Below are 14,249 nucleotides of genomic sequence, written 5' to 3'. Positions count from 1 at the left end.
CGGGACCTTGCTGGAGCGCCGGGAGGGGGCTGGTTGCACAGGGTGACGGAGTTGGTCACTTAGCGTTGTAAACAGGTAACCGTGCCATAACGGCGTTCCAGGGCCCGTGCCCGACACGCCGGGCAACTCGGCAAGGTTGTGGCAGGCTGCACCCGGGCAGGCCACACTCGACTAGCGGAAGCAGCGACGCACGTGACGTCGGCAGGCACCACCCGGGAGGTCCCCATGCCCGAACTGCGTGTCGTGGCCGTCTCCAATGACGGCACACGGCTGGTGCTCAAGGCTGCGGACAGCACGGAGTACACGCTTCCGATCGACGAACGGCTCCGCGCCGCCGTGCGCGGCGACCGTCCCCGCCTCGGCCAGATCGAGATCGAGGTGGAGAGCCATCTCCGCCCCCGCGACATCCAGGCCCGCATACGAGCCGGAGCGACCGCGGAAGAGGTGGCCCAGCTCGCCGGCATCCCCGTCGACCGGGTACGGCGCTTCGAGGGACCCGTGCTCGCAGAGCGCGCCTTCATGGCCGAGCGCGCCCGCAAGACTCCCGTCCGCCGCCCCGGCGAGAACTCAGGTCCGCTGCTCGGCGAGACCGTCCAGGAGCGGCTGCTGCTGCGCGGCGCCGAGAAGGAGACCGCCCAGTGGGACTCCTGGCGCCGCGACGACGGCACCTGGGAGGTCCTGCTGGTCTACCGGGTCGCGGGCGAACCGCACTCGGCGAGCTGGACGTACGACCCGCCGCGGCGCCTGGTGCAGGCCGTCGACGACGAGGCCCGCGCCCTGATCGGGGAGTCCGACGACCTCGGCGCCCCGGAACCCAGCTTCCCGTTCGTGCCGCGCATCGCGCGTCTGCCGCGCGAGCGTTCCTTCGACCGGGACCGCGACCGTCCGGCGCTGCCGGGACAGGCGCCCGAGCCCGCCGAGGAGAGCGTGGGCGAGCGCGACACGCTGACCAGCCTGCTGGAGGCGGTGCCGAGCTTCCGCGGCGACCTGGTGGTGCCCGAGCGCGCGCCGGAACCCGTGGAGGAGCCCGAGGAGGACCTGGTGGCCGAGGAGCCCCCGGCTCCCGCGGCCTCGGCCGGGTCCGCCTACGCGGACGTCCTCATGCCGCGCTCCGTCACCAGCCACCGCGACCGCCTCACCGGCGCCACCGACCGTCAGGCCGAGGCGGACGGGGTCCGGCCCGGCCGCCGGGCCGCGGTGCCGAGCTGGGACGAGATCGTGTTCGGCACGCGCCGCAAGAAGCAGGATTAGCAAGGCCGTACGAGGCTGGAGGGCCGCGCCCGTCGGGTGCGGCCCTTCCTCGTGCGCGCTCCTCGTGGCCGTACGGGCCGACCGGCCGTCGCCCCCTATGGGTGACCGGCCGACCGACGTCCGGTCACTGCGGGTCCGGCCCCACCGCGACCGGCCGGGACGGATCCGAGGACCACTCCGACCACGAGCCGACATACAGGGCCGCCGGGATCCCGGCGGCGGCCAGCGCCAGCACCTCGTGCGCGGCGGAGACGCCGGAGCCGCAGTAGACGCCGACGTCTCGTCCGTCGGCCGCGCCCAACGCCGTGAACCGCGCCCTGAGTTGCGCGGCCGGCAGGAACCTGCCGTCCGGGCCCGCGTTCTCGGTGGTCGGCGCGGACACCGCGCCCGGGATGTGGCCGCCCACCGGGTCGATCGGCTCCACTTCGCCCCGGTACCGCTCCCCCGCGCGCGCGTCGAACAGCACTCCGGACCGCGCGAGCGCCGCGGCCCCGTCGGCGTCGAGCAGCGGCAGCGCGCCGGGCTTCGGCACGAAGTCGCCCTCGGCCGGTTCGGGCACGGCGGTCTCCAGGGGGCCCTCCCAGGCCGCGAGACCGCCGTCCAGGACCCGCACGTCGGGGTGCCCGGTCCAGCGCAGCAGCCACCACGCGCGGGCCGCCGCCCAGCCCTGGCCGCCGTCGTAGACGACGACCGGCCGGTCGTCGGACACCCCGGCACGGCGCATCGCGGCGCCGAACACCTCCGTGTCCGGCAGGGGATGGCGGCCGTTTCCACCCGGCGCCGAGGCCAGTTCGCGGTCCAGGTCGACGAAGACGGCACCGGGGATGTGCCCGGCCGCGTGGGCGGCACGCCCGTCGAAGGGCGCCGCGCCGGCCGCCGTCGCCAGACTGAGCTGCCAGCGGACGTCGAGCAGCACCGGCGGCCGGGGCCCCGCGAGGGCGCTCGCGAGATCGGATGCGGAGATGATGGCGTTCATGGCCACCATCCTTGCGCACGGGGTGGCCACGGCGTCCAGGTCCGGCTACTCTGCTCGGCCGGACAGGTCCGATCACGATGCGTACGGGATCGGCCACATGCTGTACAGCCGATCGACATCCTTCGGTAAACGTGGCGAAACGGGCGGGACACCGCACACCGGGCACCCTCCGGACGGGACCCTGCCCCGCCGGCGCCTCGGAAGCGCGCCCGGCACCGGGGGCGGCGCATCGGCTCGGGGTCCGGAGAACGGAATAGAGGCGGCCGTCGAGCGGCCCTGGAGGCCGAGGAGAAGGTGACGATGACCGAGGCACCGGAGCCGGGCGTCCCGAACGGCCGGGCACCCGCCCGGAACAGGCCCGGCACACCGTGCCGGGTGAGCCTGATGGCGCACGGGTTGGCCGCCGCCCAGGCCTTCTACGGGGAGCTCTTCGGCTGGGAGTTCCAGCCCGGGCCGAGCCGGCTCGGCCCCTGTGTGCGGGTCCTGCTGAACGGCCGCGAGGTGGGCGGTGTCGGGCAACTGCCGCCCGGTCGGCGCCTGCCCGTGGCGTGGACGCCCTATCTCGCCTCGGACGACGTGGATCTGACGGCCGAAACGGTACGGCTGTGCGGCGGCACCGTCGGGGTGGGTCCGCTGGACGCGGGCGGCATCGGGCGGCTGACGATCGGTTCGGACCCGTGGGGTGCGGTTTTCGGCCTGTTGCGGGCCCGGTCACACCCGGGCGCGGAGACCACCGGGCTGCCCGGCGCACCGGTGTGGCACGAGCTGCTGACCTACGAGACCACGGGCGTCGCCACGTTCTACAGCAGGCTGTTCGGCTACGAACGGAAGCCGGACGGCTCCGCCGGCGTCGACCGCGTGACCCTGCACCTCGACGGCCGCCCGGTCGCCGGAGTCCACGGGGTGGGCCGGGCCCTGCCCCACGACCGGGGCCCGCACTGGATGACGCACTTCGAGGTCACCGACACCGACGAGGCGACCGAACACCTCGTCGCCCTGGGCGGCCGGATCCTCACTCCCACGCGGGACACCGCCCTGGGCCGCGTGGCCACCGTGGCTGATCCCGAAGGGGCACGGTTCGCCCTGATCCAGGGGTCGCGTTGATTCCGTCAAGCCGTGTTGACGGCAGGTGTCGCTCAGAAGAGCGACATCAGCAGGACACTCGGTGACAGCGCCGCGGCGCGGGCCTCGGCAGCGGCCGCACGGCGGCGGTGCCGCGATGCGCGCTTCCGTCCCGACTCTGTTCACTCTTCGTCGCGGTGGGTGAGGTGGCCGTCGGAGAGGCGCCAGTAGTGCTGGTGAGGAGTCAGTTGCCAGGTCTCGTCGGCAGCGATGGCCTGAGTGATCCAATCACGCAGTTGCGGGAGGGCCTGCGCCCGTAGAACGGCGCGGACGGCTGCACGTCGAGTGGCATCGACCGGGTGGACGTCTATGTAGAAACCGACCATGTCCGGGTGGATACCTCGGCCGTAGTTGCGGGGGTTCGGAGCGACCCATTCTGCTCCCAGGACGATGGTCCCGCTGTCATGTCCTGTGAGGAAGTACAGGCCCTTGACGCGTTTCATGTCAGGGCCGAGACACTCGTTGATGTCGCTGGTGGTCAGTGGCCAGGCGCGGTGCCGGGGCAGTCTTCGGTTTCGTGCGGACATGGGGAAGAAGAATGGCAGGAGATCACTGCCGACCCAAACGGGCCCCGGCGTTCGCGCGGGTGGTCCGGGAGGGCGGCTCATCACTGAGGTCGCGACGCAAACGCGTACTCCGCCCACACGGTCTTGCCCGGCCCGTCCGGGTGCGGGTGCCAGTCCCAGCGGGTCGCAAGGCGCGACACGAGGACCAGCCCGCGGCCGGCCTCCGCCTCGGCCCCGGCGGCGGGCCTGGGGTGGTGTTCAAGGGAGCGCAGGGGGCGGTGGGTTTGGTCGTCATGCCGACACGGTTCCGTTGGTCGCGTAGCGTAACCGGCAGTGACGCAGCGACAGGGAACGGTCGTACGCGCGTTGTCCGCCCGAGTAGGAGCCGCACACCGTAACGGCGTCCCTTGCCGGGGAGTTGAGGCAAGGCGGCGGTGATGCACATGGCGGAGCACGAGGGCACGGAGGCGGGGGCGGAAGGACGTCGCCGGGCCCATCATCACGGTCTCGCGTGAAGCGTGGGCGGGATTCGTCGGGCCGGCCTCGTCGGAGCGGCGCGTCTGACGCAGGTGCAGGTGCTCGGTCAGTCCGCGGTCACGGGCAGGACGTCCGGGGACAGCGCCGCCGCGCGGGCCGAGGCGGCCGTCATGCGGCGGCGGTGGTGCCGGCGGCACAGCACCTCGTAGCCGATCTCGTCCGCCGAGCGGGTCACGTCGCCGACGAAGACCTGGGCGCCCTCGAGCACCATGACGCCGCCCACGGTACGGGCGTTGTGGGTGGCGCGGGCGCCGCACCAGCACAGGGCCTCGACCTGGAGGACCTCGACGCGGTCGGCCAGTTCGACCAGGCGCTGCGAGCCGGGGAACAGCTTGGATCGGAAGTCCGTCGTGATGCCGAAGGCGTAGACGTCCATGTCCAGGTCGTCGACCACGCGCGCGAGCTGGTCGATCTGCTCGGGCGCGAGGAACTGCGCCTCGTCCGCGATCACGTAGTCCGCGCGCCGGCCCTGCGAGAGGTGGTCGACGATGTAGGCGTACAGGTCCACGCCGTCCTCGACCTCCACCGCGTCGGTCACCAGGCCGAGGCGTGAGGACAGCTTGCCCTCCCCGGCCCGGTCGTCACGGGTGAAGATCATGCCCGTCAGTCCGCGCGCGGAGCGGTTGTGCTCGATCTGGAGAGCCAGTGTCGACTTCCCGCAGTCCATGGTTCCGGAGAAGAACACCAGCTCGGGCATGGGCAGTTGGGCACCTTTCGGTGAGTGTGGAGGACGGTGGTGCACAGCGAGAGGGGAAGGGCTCAGGAGCGTACTTCCAGCAGCGGGACCAACTGCTCGGCAGGGGTCATCGAACCGTGGTTGCCGACCATCAACGACTCCTTCGGCTCCTGCTCGGAGGCGATGAGCAGGACGTCGTCGCGGGCGGCGGCGACCACGTCGCCGATCCGCGCGTACACCCGCTCTTCGACGCGCGGCCCGAACCAGCCCGCCGCGAGGGCCTCGTCCCGGGAGGCGACCCAGAACTGCTCGCCGAGCACCTCGCGCCAGCAGGTGAGCACGTCGTCCTCGGCGCCCGGCACCGCGTACACGTGCCGCGCGCGTCCCTCGCCGCCGAGCAGGGCGACGCCCGCGCGCAGCTCCCAGTCCTCGTCGAAGTCGATGCGGTGCTGCTCGTCGAACGGGACGTCGACCATGCCGTGGTCGGCGGTGACGTAGAGCACGCTGTGCGGCGGCAGCTGCTCGGCCAGGCGCTGGACGAGCCGGTCGACGTGCATCAGCTGTCCGCGCCAGGTGTCGGAGTCGACGCCGTAGCGGTGGCCGGCGCCGTCGAGTTCGGAGTAGTACGTGTAGACCAGCGCCCGGTCGGCGGCGGCGAGCTGCTCGGCCGCGACGTCCATGCGCTCCTCGCCGGTCAGCCGCCCCAGGAACGTGCCGCCGCTGAGCGCGACCTTGGTCAGCGGCGTGTTCTGGAAGGCCGGGGAGGACACCTGGGCGGCGTGCACGCCCGCATGCTGGGCGAGCTGGAAGACCGTGGGGTGGGGCTGCCAGGCGCGCGGATCGCTGTACGGCTGCCAGCGGAGCTGGTTCATCAGCTCGCCGGTGGCCGGGTTGCGCACGGTGTAGCCGGGCAGTCCGTGCGCGCCCGGGGGCAGGCCGGTGCCGACGGAGGCGAGCGAGGTCGCCGTGGTCGCCGGGTACCCGGCGGTGATCGGGCGGCCGGTGCCGCCGCGCGAGCTGCCGAGCAGGGAGGTCAGGTAGGGCGCCTCCGCGGGGTGCGCCTTCAGCTGCTCCCAGCCGAGGCCGTCGATCAGGAAGACGCAGGCGCGGTCGGCGGGGGCCAGCTCGCCGATCGCGGCCGTCATCCGCGGTACGCCCATGCCGGCGGCCAGCGTGGGCAGCAGGTCGGCGAGTGAGCCGGTCCCGTACTCGGGGACGGGTGCGGTCTCGACGGCCAGCGGCTCCGGGTGGCCCCAGGCGGTGGCGGCGTCGTCGGGGGAGAAGGGACGGGTCATCAGCGGGTCGGGTCCGCGGTGGCCTCGGAGATGGACTGCGCGAACGCGAGGGCCTGCCGCACCGTCTCGGGGCCGTCGCCGGCCTCGCTGACGCGCAGGCTGAGGTCGTCCGCCGTCGAGTTGCCCGTGTAGCCGTGGTCGGCCTCGCAGTTGGGGTCGCCGCAGGCGGCGGGCTCCAGGTCGATCCGGGACACGGCGCCCCAGCCGATGGTCAGCACGACCTCCCGCGGCAGCGTGCCCGGCGTGTACTGCTCCGGGTTGGCGACCACGCGGCTGACCACGACCGACGAGATCCGGTCGAGCTTCACCGACTCCGTGGACGTGGTGGCGTACGGCGTCGGGGAGGTGCTGTCGGCGGCCTGCTCGTCGGTGTGGCTGACGATGAAGCGGTTGCCGGTGAGGACGAGCACCGTCACGTGCCGCCGCACCTCGTTCTGGTCGAACGTGGTCTCCTGGTGGACCAGGTACGACCGGATGGGCTCACCGCCCACGGCGGCCTCCACCGCCTCGGCCACGAGAGCCGGGTAGTAGCCGCTGCGTTCGATCGCCGAACGCAGCCCCTGGGTCGTCGTACTGGTCTTGGCCATGCCGTCCATCCTAATCCGTGGGTGAGGGCGGTCCGGGCCAGTCAAGGGCAACCCGGTCCCTTCGGACAGCCGGGCCGTGACGCACGTGCCGAATCGGGCGAGCATGCGCGGGGGCGGCCTGCCGACAACGAGGTCGGCAGGCCCGCACGGAGAGTGATACCCGAACGTTTTCAACAGGGCGGCCGAGCGGCAGCCGAACCGCCGGGGCGGAGGCGGCGGTCGGCGACACCCTCCAGAAGCCGGCGTCGCCGCACGGCGTCGGTGGCCAGTTCCACCCCCACGTGTGCGAGGGCCGTCGCCCCGTCGACGACGGCCCGGTCGGCGCCCTGGCTCTTGCCGTACCGGGCGAACTCGGCCGTGTGCTGTTTCGCGCCCCCGGTGTCGTACCCGATGGTCGGGTGGATCGTCGGCACCACGTGCGAGATGTTGCCCATGTCGGTCGAGGCCATCAGTTCACCGTGCAGCGGTACCGGTGTGCGGCCCAGCTCCCTGAGCGCCCGCACGTAGGACTCCGTCATGGAGGCGTCCTGTCGCAGATCGGCGAAATCGTGGCCGTGCGGGACGAGTTCGAGCTCCGCGCCGGTCGCGAGGGCGCCCGCCTCGAAGCAGGACCGGACCCGGCGCCGGGCGTACGCGAGCTGTTCGGACGTGGGAGCCCGCAGCTCGTAGCGGGCCCGGGCGAGTGCCGGGATCACGTTCACGGCCTGCCCGGCCTCGGAGACGACGCCGTGCACCAGGGTGCCGGGCGGGAGTTGCTGACGCAGCAGGCCGATCGCCGTGTGCGCGAGCGTCATCGCGTCGAGCGCGTTGACTCCCTCCCAGGGGGCCAGAGCGGCGTGGGAGGGCCTGCCCCGGTAGGTGACGTCCCAGGCGCCGACGGCCAGCGACGAGGCGCCGACCGTGTCCTGCGCCGCCGCGTGCACCATCATGGCCGCCGCCACGTCGTCGAACACTCCGGCTTCGAGGAGCAGCGCCTTGCCGCCCATGTCCTCCTCCGCCGGCGTGCCGACGAGCTTCACCCTGATGCCGAGCCGATCCGCGACGGCCGCGAGGCCGAGCGCGGCGCCGACCGCGGCGGCCCCGTTCACGTTGTGACCGCAGGCGTGTCCGATGCCCGGCAGCGCGTCGTACTCCGCGCACAGGGCCACGACCAGGTCGCCGGTTCCGTGGGTGGCGACCACCGCGGTGGGCAGGTCCGCGACGCCCTGGGTGACGGTGAAGCCGGCATCGGCGAGGAGACCGGCGATCTTGGCGGCCGACCTGTACTCCTGCAGAGCCGTCTCCGGCTCGTCGTGCAGACTGTGGCTCAGGGCGACGAGGCGTTCCCGCCGGCCGCGTACGGTTGCGGTCACCTCGGCCAGCGCCTGTTCCCGAACCTCCTGCCGGTGCGTTCCCTGCCGCGTTCGCGTCATGCCGGCTCTCCGCCCTGTGCGAGGGGCTGACCCACTCGCCCGGTCCCGGTGGCGGGCACACCGCGGAAGGCCAGGCCCAGCACCGCGCCCAGCAGGGCGACGCCGGCGCACACCCCCCAGGACCACAGGTAGCCCGCGAGCGCGATGTGGCCGCCGGCCAGCTGGTGGCCGACGAACAGCGCGCCGATCACGGCCGCTCCGATGGCCGCGCCCAGGGAGAGCGCCAGTTCGTTGAGGCCGACGGAGAGCGCGGTCTCGGTCTCGGCGACGACCTCCGCCGACAGGGTGCGCGTGATCGACTCGAACATGCCGGTGGCCAGGCCCACGACAAGGGCGCCGACGAGGTACTGGGACAGGGAACCGTGGAAGACGATCAAGGAGAGGAAGCCCGCCGCGCCGATGACGCCCACCGCGCCGAGCACCGCGCGGTCCCCGATGCGCCGTGCCAGTCGCGGGGTCGCCGTGGACCCGAGGCATCCGGCGACGACCATGGCGAGGGAGACGACCGCGATGGCCTGGGATCCCAGGCCCATGCCGTAGCCCGTCCCGTCCGGGTCGGTCCCGAGGAACACGGCGTTCGCGGCCAGGAACCCGATGGTGCCGAAGGCGGCGCAGAAGGTGTGGGCGCTGACCACCGCCAGGCGTGGGTCGCGCAGGAGCCGCACGTTGACCAGAGGATGCGTGGAGCGTCGCTCGACCATCACCCAGGCCGCCAGCAGGAGCACCGCGAGGACGGCGGTGACCAGGGATTCGGACGACGTCCAGCCCCAGGTCTCGCCCTGGGCCATGACGAGGACGAGTGCCACCAGGCCCAGGGTGAGCAGCGTCGCCGCCCGGAAGTTGAAGTCCCCGCCGCGCGGAGCGGTGCTGTCCGGCAGGACCAGGGCGGCGGTCACCGCGAGCCCGCCGAAGGGCACCGCCGTCCACAGCCCGGCGACGGCGTGTTCCTCGCTGAGCGCGCCCGCGACGAGGCCGCCGACGCCGATCGATATGAGCAGAGCGCCGACCAGGACCGACATGCCGACCCGTCCGTGCTCCGGTGCTCGGGACCGCAGGATGCCCGCGAGCAGCGGAAAGAAGCCGACGACGGCTCCTTGCAGGGCCATGCCGACGGCGAGGGTCGCGGTCGTCGGCCACACCGCTATCAGCAGGGAGCCGCCGGCCACCATGCCGACACAGGCGCGCAGGAGCGTGCGATGCCCGTGGATGTCCCCCAGTCGCGACAGCAGTGGCGTCATGACCGCGAACGCGACCTGGGACAGAAGGTAGAGGTTGTTCTGACCGACGCTGCCGATGCCGACGTGATGGCCGACTCTCGGCAGGAGCGGGGTCAGATACCCCTGCACGACGCCACTGCACACCACGATCAGCGTCATGGTCGCGAGCAGTCCGCGGCTGGAGTCGATGCCTCTGATCACCGTTGTCTCACCTCTTCTGGTGGCTGGAACCCGACGTGGGCGCTACTGTGCGGGCGCCGGCCCAAGCGGCCCGGAACTTCGTGGAAATCGTGCGAGGAGGGCACGCTCGATGCGGGAAACGAGCATTCCGAGCGAGTTGGACCTCGCCCTCGTACACGCGCTGCAGTTGCAGCCCCGGGCGTCCTGGTCGGAACTGGCACCCCTGCTGGGGGTGACCTCGGGCACGCTCGCGCGGCGTTGGGAGCGGCTGACCGCGGAGGGGCTCGCCTGGGTGTACGCGGCGCCGGGCCGTGCGTTCTCCCGCACCCGTTGCACCGCGTTCGTACTGCTGCGCTGCCGCCCAGGCGCACGGCAACGACTCGCCGAACAGGTATCGGCCTTCGAGGAGGTCGTCACCGTCGAACTCACCGCACCCGGCACGGCGGATCTCCTGCTGGACGTGCTGGTCCCGGACGTGGCCTCACTGACGCACTCCCTCACGGAGCGCCTCGCCGGACTCCCCGAGGTGAGCGCGGTGGAGTGCCTCTTCGCCACCTCCCTCTACACGGAGGGCAGCCGTTGGCGGCTGCACTCCCTCGACTCAGCCCAACGGGGCGCGCTCGGCCCTCCTGGTGCCGGACCCCGCGAGGCGGCTTCCTCCGGTGAACTGGACCACCTCGACCGTGCTCTCCTCGACGCCCTGGTCCGCGACGGCCGTCTGGGGCTCGCGGCGCTCGCCGAGCGCATCGGCACCAGTGCCGCGACCGTCCGCCGCAGGGTGCACCGGCTCATCGACTCCGAGACGATCGCCTTCCGCTGCGACATGGCCCCGCGCCTGACCGGACTGCCCGTGTCGGTCACCTTTCGCGGCCAGGTTCCCACCCGCGATCTGAACACCCTGCACCGAACGCCGGCCGCGCTGCCCGAATGCCGTCTGGTCGCCGCCGTCACCGGGACCACGAACGTCCTCGCCACGTTCTGGCTGCGCGACATCGGGGACATCCAGCGCCGTGAGACGGCGATGTGCGCCCGGCTCCCCTCCCTCACGGTCGTCGACCGGATCGTCGGAGTGCGGACGGTCAAGCGGATGGGGCACCTGCTCGACGGGGACGGACGACGCACGGGAACGCGGCCCATACGGCCCTGGTAGGGCGCGCACCGGGTCCGAGCCCGGACGAGCCCCCGGTAGCCGATTCAGTACACCGGAAGCGTGCGCGGGCCGAGGTCGTCGCGGGCGGGCGGGGGTGCCAGGCGCACGGTGGCGTCGAGGACGGTCAGCCCGCGCGGGGCGACGACGACCGGCTCCAGGGTGACGGCGACGACCTCCGGGTGGTCGTGGACCAGCCGTGACACGCGCAGCAGCAGCTCCTGCAACGCGGGCGTGTCGACCGGTGCCGAGCCGCGCCAGCCGAAGAGCAGGGGTGCCGTGCGGATGGAGCGGATCAGGGAGGTGGCCTCGCGGTCGGTGACCGGGATCAGCCGGTGCGCCATGTCGCCGAGCAGCTGGGAGGCGACTCCGGCGAGCCCGAAGGAGAGCACCGCGCCGGCCGCCGGGTCGATGACCGCGCGCACGACGGTGTCGACCCCTCGGGGTGCCATCGCCTGCACCACCGGCCGCAGCTCCTCGGGCTTGCCGAAGAGGTCCGTCAACTCGGCGTAGGCCCAGCGGAGTTGATCCTCGTCGGTGAGGTCGAGGCGTACGCCTCCGAGGTCGGCGCGGTGCCGCAGGTGCGGGGCGGTGGCCTTCAGGGCGACGGGGTAGCCGAGGGCGCGGGCGGCTTCCGCGGCGGCGTCGGGCGTGGGGGCGGGCAGGGCCCGGCGCACGTGGATGCCGTACCGGCCGAGCAGCTCGCAGGTCTCCTCCGTACCGAGCGTGAGGCCCTGCCCGCGCTCGAGCAGTCCGCCGATGAAGGCGGCGGCGCCCTTCTCGTCGATGTCCTCGTACTCCGGCACCTTCCCCGGCTCCGCGGCCTCCCGCCGCCACTGGCCGTACCGGACCGCTTCGGCGAGGGCCCGCACGGCGCGCTCGGCGGCGGGATAGGCGGTGATCAGCCGCGGCCCGGTGGGGGCCGGCCCGGAACCGGCACCGCCCGCCGTCACGCCCGCGGGGTCTACGCTCCCGGCCGCGCCCCTTTCAGGCGCGTCGGGGAACGGCCTCCGGGGGCCGGGCTGCGGGCCCGTGGCGGAAGCTTGGCCCGGTCCCGGTGCCTGGCCCGGGCGAGAGGTATGGCCGGGAGCCGATGCCGGCGCCGGGCCGGGGGCGTGGCCAGGAACGGAGGCGTGGCCAGGAGCGCCGGTGTGCCCCTGGCCGGGGGCGTAAGCCGGACCCGGGGCGTGACCCGGACCTCGCCCGGGTCCTGTGCACGCCTTCGGACCGGTGCCGGTCTCCGGGTTCGGGTCGGCCGGGGAAGCCCCGCCCGCACCAGCGGGGGAAGCCCCGACCGCCTGGTGACCCGGACCCGCCGGGGCGGATCGGGGTGTCGTGGGAGGGGGCAGCAGCGGGGTCGCCCCCGGGTGGGGGCCCGGGCCGGGTGGCGGGGCCGTGCTGGTGGCGGCGGAGAGGGCTTCCGCCAGACCGCCGAACTCGACGTGCACGACCAGGACCGGCTTGCCGGGGAACTCCTGCGCGGCCGAGCGCAGTGCCTCGGCCAGGGCCGAGTCCTCGGCGGCCCCCTCCCCCAGCGCCGGTATCAGCGTGACGACCACCGCGTCGGCGGTCTCGTCGGCGAGCGCCCGGGACAGCGCGATCCGGAAGTCCTCCGCCGACGCCGCCGTCGTCAGGTCCCGCGGCGGCTGGGGGCGCAGCCCCTCCGCGAGGCAGCGGTCGTAGGTCAGCACTCCCAGCGACTCGGAGTTGCCGAGGATCGCCACCCGCGGCCCCGGCGGCAGCGGCTGCCGGGCGAGCAGCAGGCCGGTGTCGACCAGTTCGGTGATGGTGTCGACCCGGATCACGCCGGCCTGCCGCAGCAGCGCGGACACCGTCGCGTGCGGCAGCCGCGTCGCCCGTACCGCGTGCCCCTGCGGGGCGGAGCCCGCGCTCTGCACCACGACCAGCGGCTTCACCGCCGCCGTACGCCGGGCCAGGCGGGTGAACTTGCGCGGGTTGCCGATGGACTCCAGGTACATCAGGGCGACGTCGGTGTCGGGGTCGTCGTACCAGAACTGCATGACGTCGTTGCCGGAGACGTCCGCCCTGTTGCCGGCCGACACGAAGGTCGACACGCCCGTGACCCCGGTGACCCCGCCACCGCGCCGGTGCAGCCGGGACAGCAGCGCGATGCCGATGGCCCCGGACTGGGCGAACAGCCCGATGCGGCCGGGCCGGGGCAGCTCGGGGGCGAGCGAGGCGTTCAGACGGACGTCCGGCGAGGTGTTGATGATCCCGAAGGTGTTGGGCCCGATGATCCGCATGCCGTACGTGCGCGCCTGCCGCACGAGGGCGCGCTGCCGCTCACGTCCCTCGGGGCCGCTCTCCGCGTAGCCCGCGGAGATCACGACGAGCCCCTGCACCCCGTGCTCGCCGCACTCGGTGACCGCGTCCGGGACGCGCTCTGCCGGCACGGCGACGACGGCGAGGTCCACGGGCCCGTCGATGTCCCGCACCGAGCGGTGGGCGGGCACCCCGTCGATCTCCTGGCAGTCCTCGCCGAAGGCCCGGTTCACGGCGTGGAGCCGGCCCGTGAACCCGGCGTCGCGGATGTTGTCGAGGATGCTGCGGCCCACGCCGCCGCGCGAGCGGCCCACTCCGATGACGGCGACCGAGCCGGGCGCCAGGAGCCGCCGTACCGACCGCCCCTCGGCCCGCTGCTCCCGTGCGCGCTGCACGGCCAGCGAGCGGTCGGTCGGCTCGATGTCGAACTCCAGGTGTACGACGCCGTCCTCGAAGCTGCGCTTCTGGATGTACCCGGCGTCCGTGAACACCTTGATCATCTTGGTGTTGGCCGGAAGCACCTCGGCGGTGAAGCGCCGGATGCCGCGCTCACGGGCGACGGCCGCGATGTGCTCCAGGAGCGCGGAGGCGACCCCGCGTCCCTGGTGGGCGTCCTGCACCAGGAAGGCGACCTCGGCCTCGTCGGAGGGCGCCGAGGCGGGCATGCCGTCCGCGCCGATGCGGTCGTAGCGTACGGTGGCGATGAACTCGCCGCCGACCGTGGCCGCGAGTCCCACCCGATCCACGAAGTCGTGGTGCGTGAAGCGGTGGACGTCCTTCGCGGAGAGGCGCGGGTAGGGCGCGAAGAAGCGGTAATACTTGGATTCGTCCGACACCTGTTCGTAGAAGCTGACCAGACGGCCGGCGTCATCGGCGGTGATGGGGCGGATCCGTGCGGTGCCGCCGTCGCGCAGTACCACGTCGGCCTCCCAGTGGGCGGGGTACTCGTGCCGGTCCGGCGAGGTCTGCATGGGGCCCAGCGTACGGCTCGCGTCCGGCACCGGCGCGAGGCAGTCTGTGGAGGACACACGTCGGACCGAGGCCGCGGTCCGACGCCCCC

General features: G+C 73.2%; 11 protein-coding genes. 3 read left to right on the top strand and 8 right to left on the bottom strand.

Annotated features, from left to right (window positions below; genetic code table 11):
* The first annotated feature begins 225 nt into the window (after positions 1 to 225).
* Positions 226 to 1,251 (top strand): septation protein SepH, encoded by a 1,026-nt coding sequence (gene sepH / locus ACWC91_RS09355; protein ID WP_141357563.1) that lies wholly within the window; start codon positions 226 to 228, stop codon positions 1,249 to 1,251.
* 124 nt (positions 1,252 to 1,375) lie between these two features.
* Here sepH and ACWC91_RS09350 read toward each other — a convergent pair whose 3' ends face one another.
* Positions 1,376 to 2,227: a sulfurtransferase gene (locus ACWC91_RS09350; RefSeq protein ID WP_225075884.1), complete on the bottom strand. Its 852-nt coding sequence runs from the start codon at positions 2,225 to 2,227 to the stop codon at positions 1,376 to 1,378.
* Between the two features lie 300 nt (positions 2,228 to 2,527).
* Here ACWC91_RS09350 and ACWC91_RS09345 point away from each other — a divergent pair, with 300 nt between their 5' ends.
* Positions 2,528 to 3,331: a VOC family protein gene (locus ACWC91_RS09345; protein ID WP_450640153.1), complete on the top strand. Its 804-nt coding sequence runs from the start codon at positions 2,528 to 2,530 to the stop codon at positions 3,329 to 3,331.
* Positions 3,332 to 3,471: 140 nt separating this feature from the next.
* On the opposite strand, the gene ACWC91_RS09340 is transcribed toward ACWC91_RS09345, so the two are convergent.
* The 6 genes from ACWC91_RS09340 to ACWC91_RS09315 form a co-directional block, all read right to left on the bottom strand.
* Positions 3,472 to 3,876 (bottom strand): hypothetical protein, encoded by a 405-nt coding sequence (locus tag ACWC91_RS09340; RefSeq protein ID WP_225075886.1) that lies wholly within the window; start codon positions 3,874 to 3,876, stop codon positions 3,472 to 3,474.
* Positions 3,877 to 4,438: 562 nt separating this feature from the next.
* Positions 4,439 to 5,089: a thymidine kinase gene (locus tag ACWC91_RS09335; RefSeq protein WP_225075887.1), complete on the bottom strand. Its 651-nt coding sequence runs from the start codon at positions 5,087 to 5,089 to the stop codon at positions 4,439 to 4,441.
* 62 nt (positions 5,090 to 5,151) lie between these two features.
* Complete coding sequence (locus tag ACWC91_RS09330) at positions 5,152 to 6,363, bottom strand: alkaline phosphatase family protein (protein ID WP_225075888.1); 1,212 nt, start codon at positions 6,361 to 6,363, stop codon at positions 5,152 to 5,154.
* Positions 6,363 to 6,959 (bottom strand): DUF5998 family protein, encoded by a 597-nt coding sequence (locus tag ACWC91_RS09325; protein WP_141357577.1) that lies wholly within the window; start codon positions 6,957 to 6,959, stop codon positions 6,363 to 6,365. The genes ACWC91_RS09330 and ACWC91_RS09325 overlap by 1 nt, the downstream gene beginning before the upstream one ends.
* 161 nt (positions 6,960 to 7,120) lie before the next feature.
* A complete protein-coding gene (locus ACWC91_RS09320; protein WP_450640156.1) occupies positions 7,121 to 8,362 on the bottom strand; it encodes an amidohydrolase in 1,242 nt (413 codons plus the stop codon).
* Positions 8,359 to 9,780: an MFS transporter gene (locus ACWC91_RS09315; RefSeq protein ID WP_450640157.1), complete on the bottom strand. Its 1,422-nt coding sequence runs from the start codon at positions 9,778 to 9,780 to the stop codon at positions 8,359 to 8,361. The genes ACWC91_RS09320 and ACWC91_RS09315 overlap by 4 nt, the downstream gene beginning before the upstream one ends.
* Before the next feature lie 109 nt (positions 9,781 to 9,889).
* On the opposite strand from ACWC91_RS09315, the gene ACWC91_RS09310 reads away from it, so the two are divergent.
* On the top strand, positions 9,890 to 10,909 hold the full coding sequence (locus tag ACWC91_RS09310) for an Lrp/AsnC family transcriptional regulator (RefSeq protein ID WP_225075891.1): 1,020 nt from the start codon (positions 9,890 to 9,892) through the stop codon (positions 10,907 to 10,909).
* Positions 10,910 to 10,953: 44 nt separating this feature from the next.
* Here the strand turns inward: ACWC91_RS09310 and ACWC91_RS09305 are convergent, their stop codons facing one another.
* Positions 10,954 to 14,160, bottom strand: coding sequence for a bifunctional acetate--CoA ligase family protein/GNAT family N-acetyltransferase (locus ACWC91_RS09305; RefSeq protein ID WP_450640158.1), 3,207 nt, complete (start codon positions 14,158 to 14,160; stop codon positions 10,954 to 10,956).
* Between the last annotated feature and the right edge of the window lie 89 nt (positions 14,161 to 14,249).

The organism is Streptomyces sp. NPDC001204, assembly GCF_053598035.1.
This window is presented reverse-complemented; position numbering and strand designations above follow the sequence as displayed.